The sequence below is a fragment of the Frigoribacterium sp. MCBA15_019 genome, from assembly GCF_001864945.1.
In the GTDB taxonomy this organism is placed as follows: Bacteria; Actinomycetota; Actinomycetes; order Actinomycetales; family Microbacteriaceae; genus Frigoribacterium.
The window spans coordinates 66,082-84,128 of record NZ_MJGS01000002.1 but is presented as its reverse complement, the minus strand read 5'-3'; the positions used below and the strand labels follow the sequence as shown (position 1 = coordinate 84,128).

Annotated in this window: 17 protein-coding genes; 7 read left to right on the top strand and 10 right to left on the bottom strand. The window is 71.2% G+C overall.

Annotated elements, in window-relative coordinates; all coding sequences use genetic code 11:
- Positions 1-47: 47 nt before the first annotated feature.
- Entirely contained in the window at positions 48-1,217 is a 1,170-nt protein-coding gene (locus BIV04_RS05310) for an acyltransferase (protein WP_071254987.1), read from the top strand.
- A gap of 27 nt (positions 1,218-1,244) precedes the next feature.
- Here the strand turns inward: BIV04_RS05310 and BIV04_RS05305 are convergent, their stop codons facing one another.
- The gene (locus BIV04_RS05305) at positions 1,245-1,847 is read right to left on the bottom strand and encodes a response regulator transcription factor (protein WP_071254986.1); all 603 of its coding nucleotides are present in this window, start codon (positions 1,845-1,847) and stop codon (positions 1,245-1,247) included.
- A complete protein-coding gene (locus BIV04_RS05300; protein WP_083396176.1) occupies positions 1,844-3,073 on the bottom strand; it encodes a sensor histidine kinase in 1,230 nt (409 codons plus the stop codon). The genes BIV04_RS05305 and BIV04_RS05300 overlap by 4 nt, the downstream gene beginning before the upstream one ends.
- 131 nt (positions 3,074-3,204) lie before the next feature.
- On the opposite strand from BIV04_RS05300, the gene BIV04_RS05295 reads away from it, so the two are divergent.
- Positions 3,205-4,146, top strand: a complete 942-nt coding sequence (locus tag BIV04_RS05295) for an ABC transporter ATP-binding protein (protein ID WP_083396211.1) — start codon at positions 3,205-3,207, stop codon at positions 4,144-4,146.
- Positions 4,147-4,180: 34 nt separating this feature from the next.
- A complete protein-coding gene (locus BIV04_RS05290) occupies positions 4,181-4,969 on the top strand; it encodes an ABC transporter permease (protein WP_218141825.1) in 789 nt (262 codons plus the stop codon).
- 53 nt (positions 4,970-5,022) lie between these two features.
- On the opposite strand, the gene epsC is transcribed toward BIV04_RS05290, so the two are convergent.
- The 6 genes from epsC to BIV04_RS05260 all read right to left on the bottom strand — a co-directional run bounded on the left by epsC (position 5,023) and on the right by BIV04_RS05260 (position 11,467).
- Positions 5,023-5,577, bottom strand: coding sequence for a serine O-acetyltransferase EpsC (gene epsC / locus BIV04_RS05285; protein ID WP_071254984.1), 555 nt, complete (start codon positions 5,575-5,577; stop codon positions 5,023-5,025).
- Positions 5,578-6,516: a cysteine synthase A gene (gene cysK / locus BIV04_RS05280; protein ID WP_071254983.1), complete on the bottom strand. Its 939-nt coding sequence runs from the start codon at positions 6,514-6,516 to the stop codon at positions 5,578-5,580.
- Between the two features lie 273 nt (positions 6,517-6,789).
- Positions 6,790-7,812, bottom strand: a complete 1,023-nt coding sequence (locus BIV04_RS05275) for a hypothetical protein (RefSeq protein WP_071254981.1) — start codon at positions 7,810-7,812, stop codon at positions 6,790-6,792.
- A 225-nt stretch (positions 7,813-8,037) separates the two neighbouring features.
- Positions 8,038-9,735, bottom strand: coding sequence for an FAD-binding oxidoreductase (locus tag BIV04_RS05270; protein ID WP_369825287.1), 1,698 nt, complete (start codon positions 9,733-9,735; stop codon positions 8,038-8,040).
- A complete protein-coding gene (locus BIV04_RS05265; RefSeq protein WP_071254979.1) occupies positions 9,732-10,691 on the bottom strand; it encodes a lysophospholipid acyltransferase family protein in 960 nt (319 codons plus the stop codon). Before BIV04_RS05265 ends, BIV04_RS05270 begins: the two co-directional genes overlap by 4 nt.
- Complete coding sequence (locus tag BIV04_RS05260) at positions 10,688-11,467, bottom strand: SDR family oxidoreductase (RefSeq protein WP_071254977.1); 780 nt, start codon at positions 11,465-11,467, stop codon at positions 10,688-10,690. Before BIV04_RS05260 ends, BIV04_RS05265 begins: the two co-directional genes overlap by 4 nt.
- A 98-nt stretch (positions 11,468-11,565) precedes the next feature.
- On the opposite strand from BIV04_RS05260, the gene BIV04_RS05255 reads away from it, so the two are divergent.
- Genes BIV04_RS05255 through BIV04_RS05240 form a run of 4 tightly spaced genes read left to right on the top strand, consistent with a single transcriptional unit; the run spans position 11,566 to position 15,940 of the window.
- Positions 11,566-12,387 carry a hypothetical protein gene (locus BIV04_RS05255; protein ID WP_071254975.1) on the top strand — a complete coding sequence of 274 codons (822 nt, stop codon included), beginning with the start codon at positions 11,566-11,568 and terminating at the stop codon, positions 12,385-12,387.
- Positions 12,384-14,735, top strand: a complete 2,352-nt coding sequence (locus BIV04_RS05250) for an SDR family oxidoreductase (RefSeq protein ID WP_071254974.1) — start codon at positions 12,384-12,386, stop codon at positions 14,733-14,735. The genes BIV04_RS05255 and BIV04_RS05250 overlap by 4 nt, the downstream gene beginning before the upstream one ends.
- Positions 14,736-14,756: 21 nt before the next feature.
- On the top strand, positions 14,757-15,596 hold the full coding sequence (locus tag BIV04_RS05245) for a ferritin-like domain-containing protein (protein WP_071254972.1): 840 nt from the start codon (positions 14,757-14,759) through the stop codon (positions 15,594-15,596).
- Entirely contained in the window at positions 15,593-15,940 is a 348-nt protein-coding gene (locus BIV04_RS05240) for a LysR family transcriptional regulator (RefSeq protein WP_071254971.1), read from the top strand. Before BIV04_RS05245 ends, BIV04_RS05240 begins: the two co-directional genes overlap by 4 nt.
- Positions 15,941-16,072: 132 nt before the next feature.
- On the opposite strand, the gene BIV04_RS05235 is transcribed toward BIV04_RS05240, so the two are convergent.
- Together BIV04_RS05235 and BIV04_RS05230 are read right to left on the bottom strand one after the other, a co-directional pair.
- Positions 16,073-16,411 carry a hypothetical protein gene (locus tag BIV04_RS05235; RefSeq protein WP_071254970.1) on the bottom strand — a complete coding sequence of 113 codons (339 nt, stop codon included), beginning with the start codon at positions 16,409-16,411 and terminating at the stop codon, positions 16,073-16,075.
- Positions 16,412-16,453: 42 nt separating this feature from the next.
- Positions 16,454-17,620: an RtcB family protein gene (locus BIV04_RS05230; protein ID WP_071254969.1), complete on the bottom strand. Its 1,167-nt coding sequence runs from the start codon at positions 17,618-17,620 to the stop codon at positions 16,454-16,456.
- Positions 17,621-18,047 lie beyond the last annotated feature (427 nt).

Below are 18,047 nucleotides of genomic sequence, written 5' to 3'. Positions count from 1 at the left end.
GCCTCCTCGTTCGGGCGGCACCAAGAAACGTGAGGCACACTGCAACGATGCCCTCAGCCCTGCCGACCACAGAGCCGACCGTCCGCCCCGTCTCGACCACCCGTCGAGACCGGGTCCTGCCGCTCGACGGCCTGCGCACCCTGGCCATCGCCCTCGTCGTGCTGTACCACCTGCACGTGCCGGGTTTCGGCAGCGGGTTCGTGGGCGTCAACGTCTTCTTCGTGTTGTCGGGCTATCTGATCACCACCCTGCTGCTGCGCGAACACGCCTCGACGGGACGCATCCGGCTCGGCCGGTTCTGGGTCCGTCGCCTGCTGCGGCTCTACCCGACGTTGCTCGCGGTCGTCGTGGTCGGCGTCTCCCTGTGGTGGCTCGTCGGCGACTACCAGGGCTCGACGCTCGGCCCCGTCGGGGCCGCCGTGATCGCCCTGACCTACTCGGGCAACATCGCCCGGGCCTTCTTCGACACCTCGCAGGGCGTCTTCGCGCCGATGTGGAGCCTGTCGATGGAAGAGCAGTTCTACCTCGTCTGGCCGCCGGTGCTCGTGCTGCTGCTCGCCGTCGCGGTCAAGCGGAAGGCCCTGGTCGCCGGACTCTCGGTCGTCGTCGTCGCCTCGGCCGTCGTGACCTGGTTCCTGTACGACCGCCCCTCGGGCAGCGCGACCCCCGACATCTACTTCAGTCCCGTCCTCAACGTGGCCCCCCTGTTGATGGGCTGCGTGCTGGCGATCGTCCTGCGGTCCGACCGCGTGCGGGCCGCCCTGGCCGGCCGCTGGGGTGCGCTGGCCACCTGGCTCGGGCTCGCCGGGGTCGTGGGCTCGTTGTTCGTCATCGGATCGGGCTGGCAGCAGAACGTCCTGACCTTCGCGGTCGCCCTGCCCGCGGTGGGCCTCGCCTCGATGCTGCTGATCGGCGGGCTCGTCACGGCGGCGTCGCCGGTCGCCTGGGTGCTGTCCCTGGCCCCGGTCGCCTGGTTCGGACGTGCCATCTCGTACCCGCTGTACCTCTGGCACGTCGTCTTCATCGCGCTCGTCGAGCCGTACGTCCAGGGTGCCCTCGGCGTCGTCCTCGTGCTCGCGGCGGCGATCGGCACGTCGGTGCTCTCGCACCACTTCGTGGAGAAGCCCGCCCTGAAGCTCAAGGGGCGATTCGAACCCCGCGAGCCGCGCCGCGCCTCCTCGTCCGTCGCGCGCGACCGCGAGCTCACGAACGCCTGACCCGGGGGCCGCACCCGGCACCGAGGGTCAGAGCCAGCCGCGTTCGCGCGCGACCCGGGCAGCGGTGTGCCGGGACGAGCTGCCGGTCTTCTGCATGGCCGACGACAGGTAGTTGCGGACCGTGCCGGAGGCGAGGTGCAGCCGGGCGCTGATCTCGCGAACCGAGAACCCGTCGGTCGTCAGGCGCAACGTGTCGAGCTCGCGCTCGGTCAGCGGGCAGTCGTCCATCATCGCCGACGCCGAGATGTCGGCGTCGATGTAGCGACGGCCGCCGTGCACCTGCACGATCACCCTCTCGAGTTCGTCGGGATCGACCGACTTCGGCAGGAATCCCCGCACCCCGGCTCGGAGGGCCCGCCGGAGCACGCCCGGACGACCGTGACGGGTGAGCAGGACGACCGCCTGGTCGGGTCGTTCACCCAGGATCGCGATCGCCGCGTCGATGCCGTCCATGCCGGGCATCTCGAGGTCGAGCAGCACCACGTCGGGCTGGTGGAGGGCGGCGATCGCCACGGCCTCGGTGCCGTCTGCCGCCTGGGCGACGACCTCGACCGTGTCGCTCAGGTCGAGCAGGGCGGCGATCGACCGACGCAGCAGGGTCTCGTCGTCGGCGAGAAGCACCCGGATCACGCGCGCGACCGACCGGTCGACGTCTCCCGTGCCGCGCCCGACCGCGTCGTCGCCATCGCCGTCGCTGTCGCCGTCGCCGTCGGTCGAGCCGCCTCGGCGGCTGCCGCACGGGCCTCGACCCGGAAATCCCCGCCGGCGAGCCGGGTGGTCACCGTGCCGCCGACCGCGCCGAACCGTTCGCCGAGGCGGGCCAGGCCGCTGAGCCCTCGCATCGGTTCGGCCGCGCCGTCGTTGACCACCTGGACCGACTCGGGGCCGAGCACGATGGTGACCCGTTCGGCCTGGGCGTGACGCAGCAGGTTCGTGGTGGCCTCGCGCACGACGTGACCGAACAGGTCGTCGGCCGGGTGTCCGACGGGAGGGACGCCCGTGACCTCGAGCTCGATGCCCGCAGCGCGGATGAGCTCGGTCGAGTTGGCCAGTTCGCCGGCGAGCGTGAGGGTGCGTTCGCCGTAGGCCAGACGGCGGGTCTCGGCGATGGTCTGCGCGATCAACTGCTCGGCCTCGCGGAGGTGCTGGCGCGCGGCGGCGGGGTCGCGGTCGAGCGTCTTGTCGGCCAGCTGCAGCTGCAGGCGACTGACGTGCAGGGCCTGCCCCTGGATGTCGTGGAGATCCACCGAAAAGCGGTACCGCTCGCGCATCACGGCGAGCTCGGACTGCGTCTCGCGGGCGAGGTCGATCTCGAGGTACAGGTCGAAGGCGTACCGGTTCAGGCGACAGACGCCGTACATCGCGAGCACGGCGAGCACGACGGCCACGATCTGAGCCACCAGCACGGGCGGATCGTCGGCCGAGGTGAGCACCACCGGCACCAGGGCGAGCACGAGGCCGGCGACGAGCCAGCGCGGAGCGGCGAGCGGCGCGGTCGTGGTGACGTAGCCGAGCGTGATGCCAAAGAAGAACAGCACCACGAAGTTCTGCCCGCCCAGGAGCACCGTCAGCCAGAGACCGTACGACGTGACCAGGGTGGAGGCGGTCAGCCACCACGGGCCTCGGCGCTCCCAGAAGAACGACTGAGCGGTGACCAGCGCACCCACGGCGCCGACGGCGGCCACGAGCGTGGGCGAGGCCCCCTCGACGACCAGGATCGTGCCGAAGACCACCGTGTAGAACGCGGCCAACCCGACGAACGACCAGGTCACGTATCGCCGCATGCGCGCCAGAGGTGGCAGTCGGGAGCCCGTGACGAGGCTCGCGGTGCGAGCGGGCAGCGTACGGCGGGGCATGGACCCACGCTAACGGAGTGCCCACGCGGACGGGCCTGCCCGATGTCACGCCTGCACGTGACCGATGTCACACGGAACTGGTGGCGCGGTGGCACTACGACGGCTGCGCCGAACGCGAGATCGTCGATGCCATGACGAACTCCACCGACACCACGCCCCGACCGGCCGTCACCCGCGATCCGGCGGAGGAGGCCGACACCGTGATCTCGACGCGGGGCCTCACCTGCTCGTACGGTTCGTTCACCGCGGTCGACGGCGTCGACCTCACGGTGCGTCGAGGTGAGCTGTACGCACTGCTCGGCACCAACGGAGCCGGCAAGACCACGACCCTCGAGGTGCTCGAAGGTCATCGTGAGGCCACCAGCGGCACCGTCCAGGTGCTGGGGAGCGACCCGACCGACCGTCGCCGCACGCGCCCCCGCATCGGCATGATGCTGCAGGACTCCGGCCTCGCCCCTGAACTGACCGTCCGCGAGAGCGTCCTGCTGTCGGGGGCCGTCTCGGGGCGCGACGACGACGTCGACCGGGTGCTCGGCCTGGTCGGCATCGACCACAAGGCCCGCGCCCGTGTCGCCCAGCTGTCGGGCGGCGAGCGCCGCCGCGTCGACTTCGCCGCCGCCGTCTGGGGCACCCCCGAGCTGGTCTTCCTCGACGAGCCGACGACCGGCCTCGACCCGGCTGCCCGCGACGCCCTCTGGGCCGTCGTCACCGGACTGCGGGAGGCGGGGGTCACCTTCGTCCTGACGACCCACTACCTCGAGGAGGCCGCCGAGAACGCCGACCGCATCGGCCTGATGCACGCGGGCACGATCCGCCGCGAGGGCACGGTCGCCGGCCTGACGGCCGGGAGCACGACGAGCATCCGGTTCGTCGCCCCCGCGGCGATCGACGACCTGCCGTTGCCGATCACCCGCACCGAGAACGATCTCGTGGTCGTCGAGACCGACGACGCCCAGCGGGACGTCGCGACGCTGCTGCGCTGGGCGGCCGACGCCGACCACACCCTGGCCCGCTTCACCGTGCACGAGTCGGGACTCGACGACGTGTTCCGTGACCTCGGCCGCGCCTCCTGAACCCCTCGATCCGCCGTCCCCGAAAGGACTCCTCATGACTTCCGCCGTCACCGCCTCCCCCGCCTCGACGGGTCCGACCGGGCCCGTGGGTACCTCTCCCTCCGGCTCGAAGCGTTCGGGTCCGGTCGCCATCGGCGTCGCCGAGTTGCGCATGCTCGTGCGCAACCGCACCGTCGCGCTCTCGGCCCTGCTGTTGCCCCTGGCGTTCGGAGCCGGCACGTTCCTGTTCGACGTCTACGGCACGGGCGGCATGCTCGCGGGCGTGCAGATCGTGGGCATGGTCGGCCTCGGCGTCTACATCACCGCGACGACGACGCTCGCGGCCCGTCGACAGTCGCTCTACCTGAAGCGACTGCGCAGCGGCTCGGTGGGCGACGCCGGCATCATCGGCGGACTCGTGCTCCCCGCCATGGCGGTCAGCCTCGCGCAGCTCGTGATCGTGCTCGGGGTCCTCGCCGTGCGCGAACCACCGGTGAACCCGGCGTTGGTGATCGCCGCCGTGATCATCGCCGAGGTCATGTTCGCCGGATTCGCGTTCGCGACGGCCGGCTTCAGCACCTCACCCGAGCACGCGCAGTACACGACCATGCCGATCTTCATGGTCACGCTCGGCGTCGCCATCTGGTGGACGCTCACCGGTGCCGACGACCTGCTCTGGCTGAAGCGGCTGCTGCCCGGAGGCGGACTCATGGAGCTCGCCGTGCTCGCCTGGAACGGCGGCGACCTGTCGGTCGTCCCGGTGCTGCTCGCCCCCACGCTGGTCTGGGCCGCGCTGGCCGTCGTCGCGGGGATGCGACTGTTCCGCTGGGAGCCTCGCCACTGAGCCGGGCTCGCCGCTGAGGCGGGCTCGCCGCGCAGGACCCGGTCGGGGCAGGCTCAGGCCTCGGCGCGCGGCCGGGCGATCGCGGGCACGCCCACCGCGACGGACCCGGGCGGGACGTCTTTCGTCACGACGGCGTTGGCCCCGACGACGCTGCCGCTGCCCACGGTGACGCCGCCGAGCACGGCGGCCCCGGCACCGATCATCACGCCGTCACCGACGGTGGGGTGTCGGCGGCCGAGCGCGCCTCCTCGTCCCTTGCCGCCGAGGGTCACGCCGTGGAAGATCGTGCAGTCGTCACCGACCACCGCCGTCTCGCCGATCACGACGCCCATGCCGTGGTCGATGAACAGGCGGGCCCCGAGGCGCGCCCCGGGGTGGATCTCGACGCCGGTCAGCGTCCGGGCCACCTGCGAGAGCAGACGGGCGACGAACCGTGAGCCGAGGAGGCGCGGTGCCGGCCCCGCACGCCACAGTCGCGAGGTCACGCGGTGCGCCCACACCGCGTGCAGGCCCGAGTAGACCAGAGCGGTCTCGACGCGTCCTCGGGCAGCCGGGTCGCGCCTCCGGACGGTGTCGAGGTCTTCGCGGAGGCGGGCGACCAGCTGCACCTAGGCGTCCGCGAGGTCCTGGAACAGCACGGTCGACAGGTAGCGCTCTCCGGTGTCGCAGACGATCGCGACGATGCGCTTGCCGGCGTTCTCGGGCCGCTTCGCGATCTCGAGTGCGGCGTGGACGATGGCGCCGGACGAGATGCCCGAGAGGATGCCCTCTCTCGTGGCCAGGTCGCGCGCGACGCGCAGGGCGTCGTCGAGCTGCACGGGGAACACCTCGTCGATCTGCGAGCGGTCGAGCACCTCGGGCACGAAGTTCGCCCCGATGCCCTGGATCTTGTGCGGCCCGGCCTTGCCCTCGCTCAGCAAGGGCGAGTCGGCGGGCTCGACGGCGACGACCTTCACGCCGGGGACCTTCTCGTGCAGCACCTGGCCGACGCCCGTGATCGTGCCGCCCGTGCCGACGCCCGCGACGAAGAAGTCGATCTTCCCGTCGGTGTCGCGCAGGATCTCGGGTGCGGTCGTGCGCCGGTGGATCTCGGCGTTGGCCCGGGTCTCGAACTGCTGCGCCCAGATCGCGTTCTCGGTCTCGGCGGCGATCTGCTTCGCCCGCTCGACGGCGCCCTTCATGCCCTCGGGGCCGGGGGTCAGCACGATCTTCGCGCCGTAGGCCTTCATGACGGTGCGTCGTTCGACGCTCATCGTCTCGGGCATCGTGACGATCACCTGGTAGCCGCGGGCGGCGCCGACCAGGGCCAGCGAGATGCCGGTGTTGCCGCTCGAGCCCTCGACGATCGTGCCGCCGGGCTTGAGGTCGCCGGACGCCTCGGCCGCGTCGACGATGGCGACGCCGAGGCGGTCCTTCACGCTGGCACCCGGGTTGTAGAACTCGAGCTTGGCCAGCACCTCGGCCCCGCCCTCGGCGGGCAGCGAGTTGAGCTTGACGAGCGGGGTGTTGCCGAAGGCCGAAGTGATGTCGGCGTGGATTCCGGGCATGCGCGGGTCTCTTCCGTGAACGGGTCTCTGCGGACGGATCGATGCTCATCTTAGGCAGCCGCCCTGCGCCGTCCCCCTGTGCGTCCTCGAGCGACCTGTGCGTCCCAGCCCGCCAGCCCGCCAGCCCGCCAGCCCGCCACGATGTAAACATCCCGCCACACAATCCGATGGCGTTCTGTTTACTTCGTGGCGGCGTGCTTCCTTCCCCCCGGCCCGCCCTGGCCCGACCCGGCGCAGCCATGCCCCGCCCCGCCTGGCGCCGCGCACCGCACGTCATGACCGACGCCGCAACGACACACCGAGGTCTCGCATGATCTGCGCGAGTGGTGCGCGCTCCCGGACGTCGTCGGCGTCGCATCGGCCGATGCGAACGACCTCGCCCGTGCGGGTCAGCCGCCTCTCTCGTGCCTTCTCCGCCTTCACCACCGCTGACGGAGCCAGACCGCCTCGCACCGCCGCGTGGTCGTATTTGACCTTGCCGTCGAACTCGAGCACCGAGCTGCCGAACACGAAGTCGCATCTGCCGGCCAGGCCCTGCGCATCGTGGAACTCGACCTGCAGCGACGGAGCCGGGGCTCCGATCTCGAGCAGCGCGACACGGCACAACGACTCACCACCGTTCTCGGCCCAGGGCGAGGCGAACGACGTCACTCGCCGACCGGCCTCGAGCCCACGCACCCCGGCCGCCGAGTCCAGGCGCGACGAGAGCTCGTCACGGACGGCGGCCGCAGCGAGTTCGACCCGGGCACGGTGCTCCTCGTACGTGTCCCGGGTGCTCGATCCTCGCCACCCGAAGCATCCGGCCCGCTCAGCCGCTCGACGGAGAACCGCATCGGCGCACAGCACACCGTCGGCGAACGGACGGCCACGGGCGATGTCGACGGTCGTGCGCGTCTCGGACGTGGTCAGCACGCCCTCGACCTCGACGACGTCCTCAGCGTTCGTCGGGCCCGGATGTCGGACCACGCGCTCGCTCGTCCGCACCCGATCCCGACGCGGGTCCAGGACGTGGACCCGCGTCCCCGCACCTCGGACGGAGGGCAGCCCGAGGACTGCCACGGCCGACTCGTGCGACACGACGGTGCCCGGAGGCATCCCCGCCAGGACGGCACGGACCCTGACGAGCTGACGGTCGCGCGCCGACAGCTGGGTCCAGTCCTCGCTGGTCACGTAGGCCCCGGGATGCACCCGGACGGCAAGACCCCGCCGGGCGTCCCGCCTGAGCGCTTCGGCCTCGCGACTGTGGGTGCCATGGGTCGACACGAACGTGATGGCGGGCAGCGGTTCCGACGACATGCCCCGAGCGTCACGCACCGATTGTTGGCCCGCTCGTGAGCGCCCGTGGCCTGTGGAGGCATCACGCCGTCCGACGTCTGTGCCCGAGGTGTCGCCGACACCGCCTCGTGCATCACCCCGCCACGAAGTAAACAACCCGCCACACGTTTGCGTGGCGGGTTGTTTACTTCGTGGCGGGGTGGGCCGGCGCGGGAGGCGCGGCAGCGCGGGAGGCGCGGCGCGGGACTACGCGCCCGTCACCTTCCCGGGGTTGAACACGCGTCCCGGGTCGGCCGAGTCGAACAGCCCCTGCATGACGGCCACGCCCTCGGGCGAGACGTCCTGCGCGAGCCACGGCTGGTGCTCGAGCCCGACGCCGTGGTGGTGCGAGACGGTCGCCCCGGTGTCGATGAACGCCTGCTGGATGGCGTGCTTGACCACGTCGTACTCGGCCTCGGCGTCGTCACCGTGCTCGAACGCGAAGGTGAAGTACAGGCACGCCCCCGAGTGGTACGAGTGCGACAGGTGGCCCATGATCCAGCCCTGCTTGCCGATGCTGTCGAACGCCTGGTTCGCCGCGGCGTAGACGCGCGACGAGACGAGGCGCAGCTTCGACCAGGGGGCGGCGGTCTCGGAGACGTCCGCCGCGCCTCCGTGGTCCATGAAGAAGTCGCGCAGGTAGGGCGTGTCGAACTTCTTCTGGTCGTAGAGCTTGCCCGGCCCCTTGCCGACGCTCATGCCCTTGTTCGCCTTGACGATCTTGGCGACGGCCTTCTGGGTGTGGGCGACGTGCTCGGGGCTGCCCTCGTAGCCGATGAACGACAGGCACATGGCGTCGACGTCCCAGCCCTTGGCCTTCAGGATCGTCGGCAGCAGGTCGGTGACCTTCTGCGAGATGCCCTTGCCCGGCTTCGAGGTGGCGAACGAGAACGCCGTCTCGTGTGCGTCGCTGACGCGGGTGACCGACGGGTGCGCGTCGCTCTCGGCGATGGCCTGCATGGCGGCGAGGCCGTCGTGCCACGACGGGAACAGGTAGGCGAGGATCTCGCGCTTCTCGGGCAGGCGGTGCACCTGGGCGGTGACCTCGGTGATGACGCCGAGACGCCCCTCGCTGCCGATGATCATCTCGCGCAGCGACGGACCGGTCGACGCGCTCGGCACGGCGCGGATCGAGAGCACGCCACCGGGGCGCACGACCCGCAGGCCCTTCGTGATGTCGGCGATGTCGCCGTACTTGTCGCTCTGCATGCCCGACGAGCGGGTGGCGACCCAGCCGCCCATGGTCGAGTGGGTGAAGCTGTCCGGGAAGTGCCCGAGGGTCCAGCCGCGGGCGTTCAGCTGCTCTTCGAGGTCGGGGCCCTGGCCACCGGCCTGGATGCGCGCCAGCCCACCGTCCTCGTCGATGTCGAGCACCTTGTCGAGGCGACCCATGTCGAGCGAGACGACCGTGCGCTCTTCTGCGGGCAGGGGCTCGAGGCTGCCGACGATGTTGCTGCCGCCGCCGAACGGGATGAGCACGACGTCGCTGGCGACGGCCAGGTCGACGATCTGCTGGATCTCGTCCTCGTCGGCGGGGTAGACCACGACGTCGGGCACGCGGTCGAGACGCCCCGCACGGATGCGGATGAGGTCGCGGATGCTCTTGCCGTAGGTGTGGACGACCCGGTCGTGGTCGTCGGTGACGACCTGGCCGTCGCCCACGATCTGGACGAGCGAGTCGAGCACCTCGGTGCCGGCCCGGGAGGCGGGCACGTCGAGGTCGTCGAACGAGAGGCCGGTGTCGTGCCCCTGGGACAGCTCGACGCCCACGATCTTCTTGACGAAGGGGGCGAAGGCAGGCTTGTCGTCGTGGTGGAACGCGACGCCCTCGACGCCCCAGCCCCACCACTTCATGTGCTTGACGCCGTCGACGGCGGAGCTCTTCTTCTGTTGGACGTCGGTCACGGGCGTTCTCCTTCGAGCGGGTCTGACGAGCCCAGGATGCGGGCGGTGTTGGCGTCCTTCAGACGCAGGATCTCGGTGCGCACGCGCGTCGAGAAGTCGGTGACGGATTCGCCGTCGTGGGGCCGCATCGGGTCGCCGAACGCGACGCCGACGGGAAGTCGGCCGGGCCGGGGCCAGCTGCGCCCTCGGGGCTGGGCGATGTTCGCTCCGATCAGGGCGAGGGGGACCACCGGCACGCCGCAGGCGGACGCGAGCGCGGCGGCACCGGGCTTGAACGCGGCGACCGTGCCGTCCTTCGAGCGCGTGCCCTCGGGGAACACCAGCACGGGGTAGCCGCGCTGGAGCAACGACCGAGCGCTGACGGTGGGCTGCCCCTGGCGCCCCCGGGCGGCCGCCTTCGCCGCGGCCCGCCGACGGGCGGAGCTCTGCGGCGTCGACCCCGCCGACGCACCGGACGAGGAGGCGCGGGTCGCGTCGACCGCGGAGGCCGGCGTCCCCGAGCCCCGCTGCACCGGGAACGCGTTGAAGAACAGTTCGGTCAGCTGACGGCGCCAGGGCACGTCGAAGAAGTAGTCGGCCGCGGCGCCGGTGGCGAGGTACCGCGCCAGCTTGCGGGGCAGGGCGCCGAGGATGAGCGGGGCGTCCAGGTGGCTCGAGTGGTTGGCGACGACGATGAAGCCGCCGGCGAGCCCCTCGACCCGGTCGCGGTCGATGACCGTCACGTCGGTGATCGACCAGATGGTCGGCTTGAGCAGCATGCGCTGCGCGACGTAGCGGGCCATCGCGTGCCGCCGCGAGCTGAAGCGGTCGCGGACGTCGCTGGCCACACCGCCGGCGCGCTGCGCGACGTCACCGGCACGGTGGGCGACGTCGGCGCGGACGTCGTCGACCCGCTGGGCCACGGCGTCGAGGCGGGCGTGCTCGCGGCGCCGCTCCCCGTCGTTCTTCGCGCTCACTGCTCCACCGGCTTGCGGCGGCTCGACGAGATGGCAGCCGACGCGGCGCGGACGGCGCCCTTCGGAGCGTGCCGGACCAATCCCATCAGCACCTTGTACCGAAGCGTGGGCATGGAGATCACCTTGCCTTTGTCGACGTCGCGCAGGCACGCGACGACGAGTTGTTCGGTGCTGAGCCACAGGGCGTTGGGTATGGACGACGACTTTATGCCGGCCCGCTGATGGAACTCCGTCCGCACCCAGCCCGGCAGCAGGGCCGTGACGCCCACCCCGGTGCCCTTGAGCTCGACCGAGAGGCCCTCGCTGTACGACGTCACCCACGCCTTGATCGCCGAGTAGCTGCCCATGGCCATCAGGCCCGCGGTGCTCGACACGTTGACGATGCGGCCGCGGCCGCGCTCACGCATGGACCGGGCGGCGGCACCCGAGAGGACGAGCACGGCCCGGCACATGACCTCGAACGCGAGGTCGTGCGCGGCGACGTCGGTGGAGGTCAGCGGGGTGTGCATGCCGAAACCGGCATTGTTCACCAGCAGGTCGACGGGGCGGGTCGGATCGGCCAGCCGTTCGGCCACCCGGTCGACGTCTCGACGGTCGCCGAGGTCGGCCGCGAGCACCTCGACGTCACGGCCGAGCGCGCGCAGAGCGGTCGCCGTCTCGTCGAGTCGGGTGAGGTCACGCGCGACCAGGACGATGTCCCAGCCGCGCATGGAGAGTTGGCGGGCGAATTCGGCTCCGATGCCGGACGTGCCCCCGGTGACGAGCGCTACAGCCATGCCGCTTACGATACGGTGCTGAGAGCAGACTGCGCGCATCGAGACCCGTTCGAGGCCCTTCTCGCCTCGTCCATTTCTGCCCCGGAGGTCCACCTGTCATGACGACCAGAGATGCCCCGCGCGCCGACCCCGACTTCGACATCCGCGAGTTCACCAAGACGGCCCAGGGCAACTGGCGTCCCGACCTCGACCTGTCCGGCTTCGCCGACACGCCCCTCGGCCCGGACGCCCTTCGCCTCGTCCGCCACCTCGGCCGGCTCGAGAGCGCCACGATGGAGAACCTGCGCAACCTCCTGGTCACGGCCACCCACAAGGACACGAGGGTCACCGCGTTCCTCGTGACGTGGGCGTTCGAGAAGTTCTGGCTCGCCGACGCGCTCGACGCGGTCCTCGAGGCCCACCGCGAGCCCCGCAACCGTGACGTGCCCGAGGGCCCGAAGCGGCACGCCGCCTCCGAGGCCGTCGAGCGCCGTGGCCCGATCACCCGGGCCCTCCAGGCGATCACCGTCGGGTCCCCCATCGTCGCCGTGCACACGACGACGGGTGCCGTCGACGAGTGGGTGCTCCGAGAGGCATACGACCGCCTCGTCGAGCTCGCGGCGCACCCCACGCTGACCACCGTCGTCGATCGTGCCCGGGTCGTGAAGGCCCGCCACGAGCAGTTCTTCGCCAGCGAGGCCGACTGGCGTCTGCGCGACTCGCGCCGCTCGGTGAAGATGACCCGCGCCTCCCTGCTGACGGCCGTCTGGCCGATCGGCGCCGTCGAGCGCGCCGACTCCGAGCGCACCTTCTTCGACGCCACCGTGTTCGGCGGGGCCGAGGGCCACCTGCGTGCCGACCGCGTGGGGGCGCTCGTCGCCGACCTGCCGGGCCTGGACGCCACCGTCGGCGCGGCCGTGACCAGAAAGCTGACCGCATGAGCTCCTCCCCCGGCCTCGCGCTGCCCGACCAGACCCCGGGCGCCACCCGCGTCGACCTCGGCGGCTCGCACGTCCTGCTGACCGGCGGCACCGGTTTCGTCGGCCAGGCGATCCTCGAGCGTCTGCTCTCGTCGCACCCCGGCACGACGGTCACGCTCCTCATCCGCCCCAAGGCCGGCACCTCGGCCGAGGGGCGTCTGCGGCACCTGCTGAAGAAGCCGGTCTTCTCGTCGTGGCGTGAGGCGGTCGGGCCCGAGGGCGTCGAGAAGGCCCTCGCCGAGCGGCTCCGGGTGATCGAGAGCGGTCTCGGCGACCTGCCCGACCTGCCCGGCGACCTCGACGTCGTCATCCACAGTGCGTCCACGGTGTCCTTCGACCCGCCGATCGACCAGGCCTTCGAGACCAACGTCGGCGGAGCGGTCGGGCTGTACGAAGCCCTTCGCAAGACGGGCACCGACCCACACGTCGTGCACGTGTCGACGGCCTACGTCGGCGGCATCCGCAAGGGCGTGTTCCCCGAGGCGTCGCTCGGCCACACCGTCGACTGGCGTGTCGAACGGGCCGCCGCCGGCGATGCGCGCGCCCGTGTCGAGGCCGCCTCGCGCCAGCCCGAGACGCTGCGCACCTTCCTCGCCCAGGGTCGCGCGGCGCACGGCAAGACCGGCCCGCAGGCGGTCGCCGCGGCCGCCGAGGAGGCGCGGGTCGCCTGGGTCAAGGCCCGTCTCGTCGACTACGGGCGCACCCGGGCCGAGACGCTCGGCTGGACCGACGTCTACACGCTGACCAAGGCCTTCGCCGAGCGCGCCGCGGAAGAACTCTGGGCCGAGGCCGGGCACCGCCTGTCGGTGGTCCGACCGGCGATCGTCGAGAGCGCCCACCGACACCCCTACCCCGGCTGGATCGACGGCTTCAAGGTCGCCGACCCGCTGATCATGTCGTACGCCCGCGGACTGCTGCCCGAGTTCCCCGGGGTGCCCGACAGCGTGCTCGACGTGATCCCGGTCGACTACGTCGTCAACGTCATCCTCGCCGTCGCCGCGAACCCGGTCGAAGCCGGCAGCCCCCAGTACTTCCACGCCAGCTCGGGCGGCAGCAACCCGTTCTCGATCCTGCGCATGTTCGAGAACCTGAAGGCGTTCTTCACGGCGAACCCGCTGCCCCGCGACGAGCACTCGTCGATCGAGGCGCCGCACTGGAACTTCCCGGGCGTGCGCAAGGTCGAGGGCGCCATCCGCACCGCGAACCGCGTCAACGACGTCCGCGAGGCCGTGCTCACCCGGCTGCCGAGCACGCTCCGCACCCGAACGGCGCTGGCCGGGGTGCAGACCCGTCGGGCCGACCTCGAGTCGCTGCAGAGCCTGACCGACCTCTACCGCCACTACGTGCAGTCCGAGATCATCTTCGACGACCGCCGCACGCGGGCCCTGCACGCCGGACTCCCGGCGGGCTCCCCCGCCGACATCGGCTTCGACGTCACCGACGTCGACTGGGAGGCCTACTTCCAAGAGGTGCACTTCCCGTCCATCACCGCCATGACCCGGGCGTTCTCGGTGCGACCCGCCGCGTCGGCCGCCGTCGCCGACACGCGGGCCCTGCCGCGGCGCGACGACGTCGTCGCCGTGTTCGACCTCGAGGGCACCGTCCTCGACAGCAACATCGTCGAGCAGTACCTCTGGGTGCGCTCGGCCGGGTTCCGCAAGGCCGCCTGGCCCGGCGAGGTCGCCAGCCTGCTCACCTCGCTGCCGCGCTACCTGCGGGCCGAGGGTCGCGACCGCGGCGAGTTCATCCGCACGTTCTCGCGGCGGTACGAGGGCATGCCCGTCGCGCGGCTCTCGGGCGTCGTGCGGTCGCGCGGCTACGCCGACACCGTGCTGCGCCACACCCTCCCCGACGCCCTCGCCCGCCTCGCCGAGCACCGCGCCGCCGGGCACCGCACCGTGCTGGTCACGGGCTCGATCGACACCCTGACGACTCCCCTGGCGCACCTCTTCGACGACGTCGTCGCCAGCACGATGCACCAGCGCAGCGGCGTCTACACCGGCTACCTCGCACAGCCCCCGCTGGTCGACGAGGCCCGCGCCGCCTGGCTGCGCCAGTACGCCCAGGCGAACGACATCGATCTCTCGGGGTCGTACGGTTATGGTGACTCGTTCGCCGACCTCGCCTGGCTCGAGATGGTCGGGCACCCGAACGCGGTCAACCCCGACAGCAATCTGGCACGCGAGGCGCTCCGAAGAAGATGGAGCATCCGCGATTGGACTCGCAGCGGCCCCCACGGCAGAAGCGGCACCAGCACCACGAGCGGCACCAGCAGCACCACAGCGAAAGGAGACGGAGGCAGGGTCTGAACCCGCGCCTCCTGACATCACATGGCCTTCGACATCGACAAGTTCGCCGCGACCTCCGAACGACTGAGCTGGGACGACCTCGACCTCGACCACTTCCGCAAGAACCCGCTGTCGGCGGACTCGCTGCGGACGCTGCGCTACATGGCCGACGTCGAGTACCACACGGTCTGCTACACCCGTGACCTGCTCACGACTCCTTCTCACAAAGAGAACGAGATGACCACGTTCATGACGATGTGGAACCGCGAAGAGTTCTGGCACGGCGAGGCCCTCGCCGCCATCCTCGAGGTGCACGGCATCACGGTCGACTACGACCAGCTGCGGGCCAACCGCCTCAAGCTCGGCTGGCGCGAGCGCCTCGACCCGGTCAAGCAGGGCCTGCTCGGCAAGATCGTCGGCTCGGACTTCGTCGCCGTCCACATGTCGTGGGGCGCGGCCAACGAGTACTCGGCCGTGTCGGCCTACAAGCGGATGGCCGAGCTTGAACAGGACCCGGTCCTGGCCGAGTTGCTGAAGCGCATCGCCAAGCAAGAGGCCCGCCACGTCGCGTTCTACGTCTCGCAGGCCCGTGAGCGTCTGCTCGCGAGCAAGAAGGCCCAGAAGCTGACGCGCTTCCTGCTGTCGAAGGTCTGGGCCCCCGTCGGCTCGTCGATCATGGAGGTCGACGACGTCAAGTTCGTCTTCGGCCAGCTGATGAGCGGCGAGGACGGCCGCAAGGCCGCCGTCAAGCTCGACCAGAACATCTCGAACCTGCCGGGCATGAGCGGTCTGACGATCTTCCAGAAGGCCCTCGACGGCCTGGGCATCCGCGCGGACTCGGTCGGCGGCGGCTCCTCCGGCGGTTCGGTCGCCACGGCGTGAAGACCAGCCACCTGAGACACTTCCTGGTCGCGGCCGACGTGCTGCACTTCCCGGTCGCGGCGGACAAGCTCGGCATCTCGCGACAGAAGCTCGAGTCGTCCATCGAGGCGCTCGAGCTCGAATTCGGCGCGAAGCTGTTCGACCGCGACGCCACGCCCTACCGGCTGACCAAGGCCGGCAAGGCGGCGGTGGTCGTCGCCGAAGACGAGTTGGCGAGCCCGTCCACCCCGACGCCGCCGCCACCCCCGCCGGCGGGCGGCAAGGCCAAGGCGTCCAAGGGCAAGGGCCGCACCCCCGCCGTCAAGGGTCAGCCCAAGCCGTTTAAGAAGCGCCAGGGCCGCTAGCCGCACCCGCGGCGGGCCGACCGCCCGCGCACCGCATCACACGGCACCACACCACGAAGTGGACACCGCACCGCGTTTTCTCGTGGCGCGGTGTCCACTTCGTGGTGCGGAGGGCACCTCGCGGCGCAGTGTTCAGCTCGTGGCGGCGTCGGCCTCGACGCCGGCGAACCAGTCGGCGTAGCGAGTGTTCCGCGCCATGCGGCGGGTCTCGTCGGGGGCGTCGTCGTCCCACCACACCGGTCCGCGTTCGCCGAGCGACGTCTTGGCGGCGTCGACCCGGGCCCGGGCGTCCTCGACGGCGGCAGCGTCGTCGGCGGCCAGCGCCGTCTTCTTCGCGCGCCGCGCCTCCATCAGCTCGTGGACCAAGGAGGCGCGGGTCGCCTCGTCGAGGCGCGGATCGGTCCGGCGCCACAGCCGGCCGCGGACCACGAGGTACCGCCCGTCGGGCGTGACCAGCGGTGCAGCACTCATGGTCCGAGTCTGCACCGCCGGCCCCGCCTGCGGGCGCCGGTGTCAGTCGCCCTTGACGTTGACGATCTGCCGCAGCGTGTGGCGGATCGTCACGAGCGACGCGGCGTCGGCCATCACCTGGTCGATCGGCTTGTACGCCGCGGGGATCTCGTCGAGGAACGCGTCGGTGTCGCGGTACTCGATGCCCGTCATGGCCTCGCGCAGCTGCTCGTGCGTGAAGGTCTTCCGCGCGGCGCTCCGCGAGTAGGCGCGACCCGCACCGTGCGGGGACGACTGCAGGGCGACCGGGTCGCCCCGTCCCTCGACGACGTACGACGCGGTGCCCATCGACCCCGGGATCAGCCCCGGCTCACCGGCGCGAGCCGAGATGGCGCCCTTCCGCGACAGCCAGACGTCCTTGCCGAAGTGCCGCTCCTGCTGGGTGAAGTTGTGGTGGCAGTTGATGCGCTCCTGCTCGTCGACGGGTGCTCCGACCCAGTCGGCGAACTGCCGCACGACGCGGTCCATCATCTCCTCGCGGTTCAGCAGGGCGAACCGCTGGGCCCACCGCAGCTCGGCGACGTACCGGTCGAACTCGGGCGTGCCCTCGACGAGGTAGGCGAGGTCGGGGTCGGGCAGCGTGATCCACCACCGCTTCATGGCCGCCTGGGCGACCTTGATGTGCGTCTGGGCGATCTTGTTGCCGACTCCTCGGCTGCCCGAGTGCAGGAAGAGCCACACGGCGTCGGTCTCGTCGAGGCTGACCTCGATAAAGTGGTTGCCCGAGCCGAGCGAGCCCACCTGCAGCTGCCACGTCTTCGCGTACGACGACGGGTCGAAGCCCGCGGCCTCGGCCAGGGCGGTCAACTCGGATACGCGCGGCTCGGCCGTCGCCACGACCTTCGCGTTGGCGCGACCGGCCGAGGTCGGGACGGCGCGCTCGATCGCCTCGCGCAGGGGCTTCCGGTCGGCGGGCAGGTCACCCGCGACGAACTGCGTCTTCACGGCGATCATGCCGCAGCCGATGTCGACGCCGACGGCGGCCGGCATGACGGCGCCGAGCGTCGGGATGACCGACCCGACGGTGGCGCCCAGCCCGAGGTGGGCGTCGGGCATCAGGGCGAGGTGCGGGTAGATGAACGGCATCGTCGACGTCGTCCGTGCCTGCTGCTCGGTGTTCGCCTCGAGCAGGCTTGCCCAGCTGAACAGCCGGGACGTGATCTTCTCCATGGTCCTTTCGATTCTGTGAGGGGGTCGTCGTCCGGGGCGGGCGGACGTTCCCTCGTGCCGCGGCCGTCGAGCCTGCGGTGTCGAAGAGACGGGAGAACGCCCCGGGCCTCGTGGGCTCGGGGCGTCGGGTGACGTCGTCGGGCCTAGCGGAGGGGGTCGAGAGAGAGCCAGCGTCGCCCGCGAAGGGGCGTGCCCTCGACGGGCTTGCGGTCGCATGGCTGCTGGTTCAGGAGGCGCGGCGTGCTTTCGTACGACATCGCGGCCTCCTCTCGTGCTCTGTCTCGTCGTTCCGACGTGTCCGCACCGTCGATCGGCGCGGAAGACCGAACCTACATCCCGGGCGTGTCGCGTGTCCAGTGCCTGTCAGCCTCGAGCCGTCGACCGGTGCTGCCGGACGAGCAGAAGGTGTACATCTTCGTGTACACAA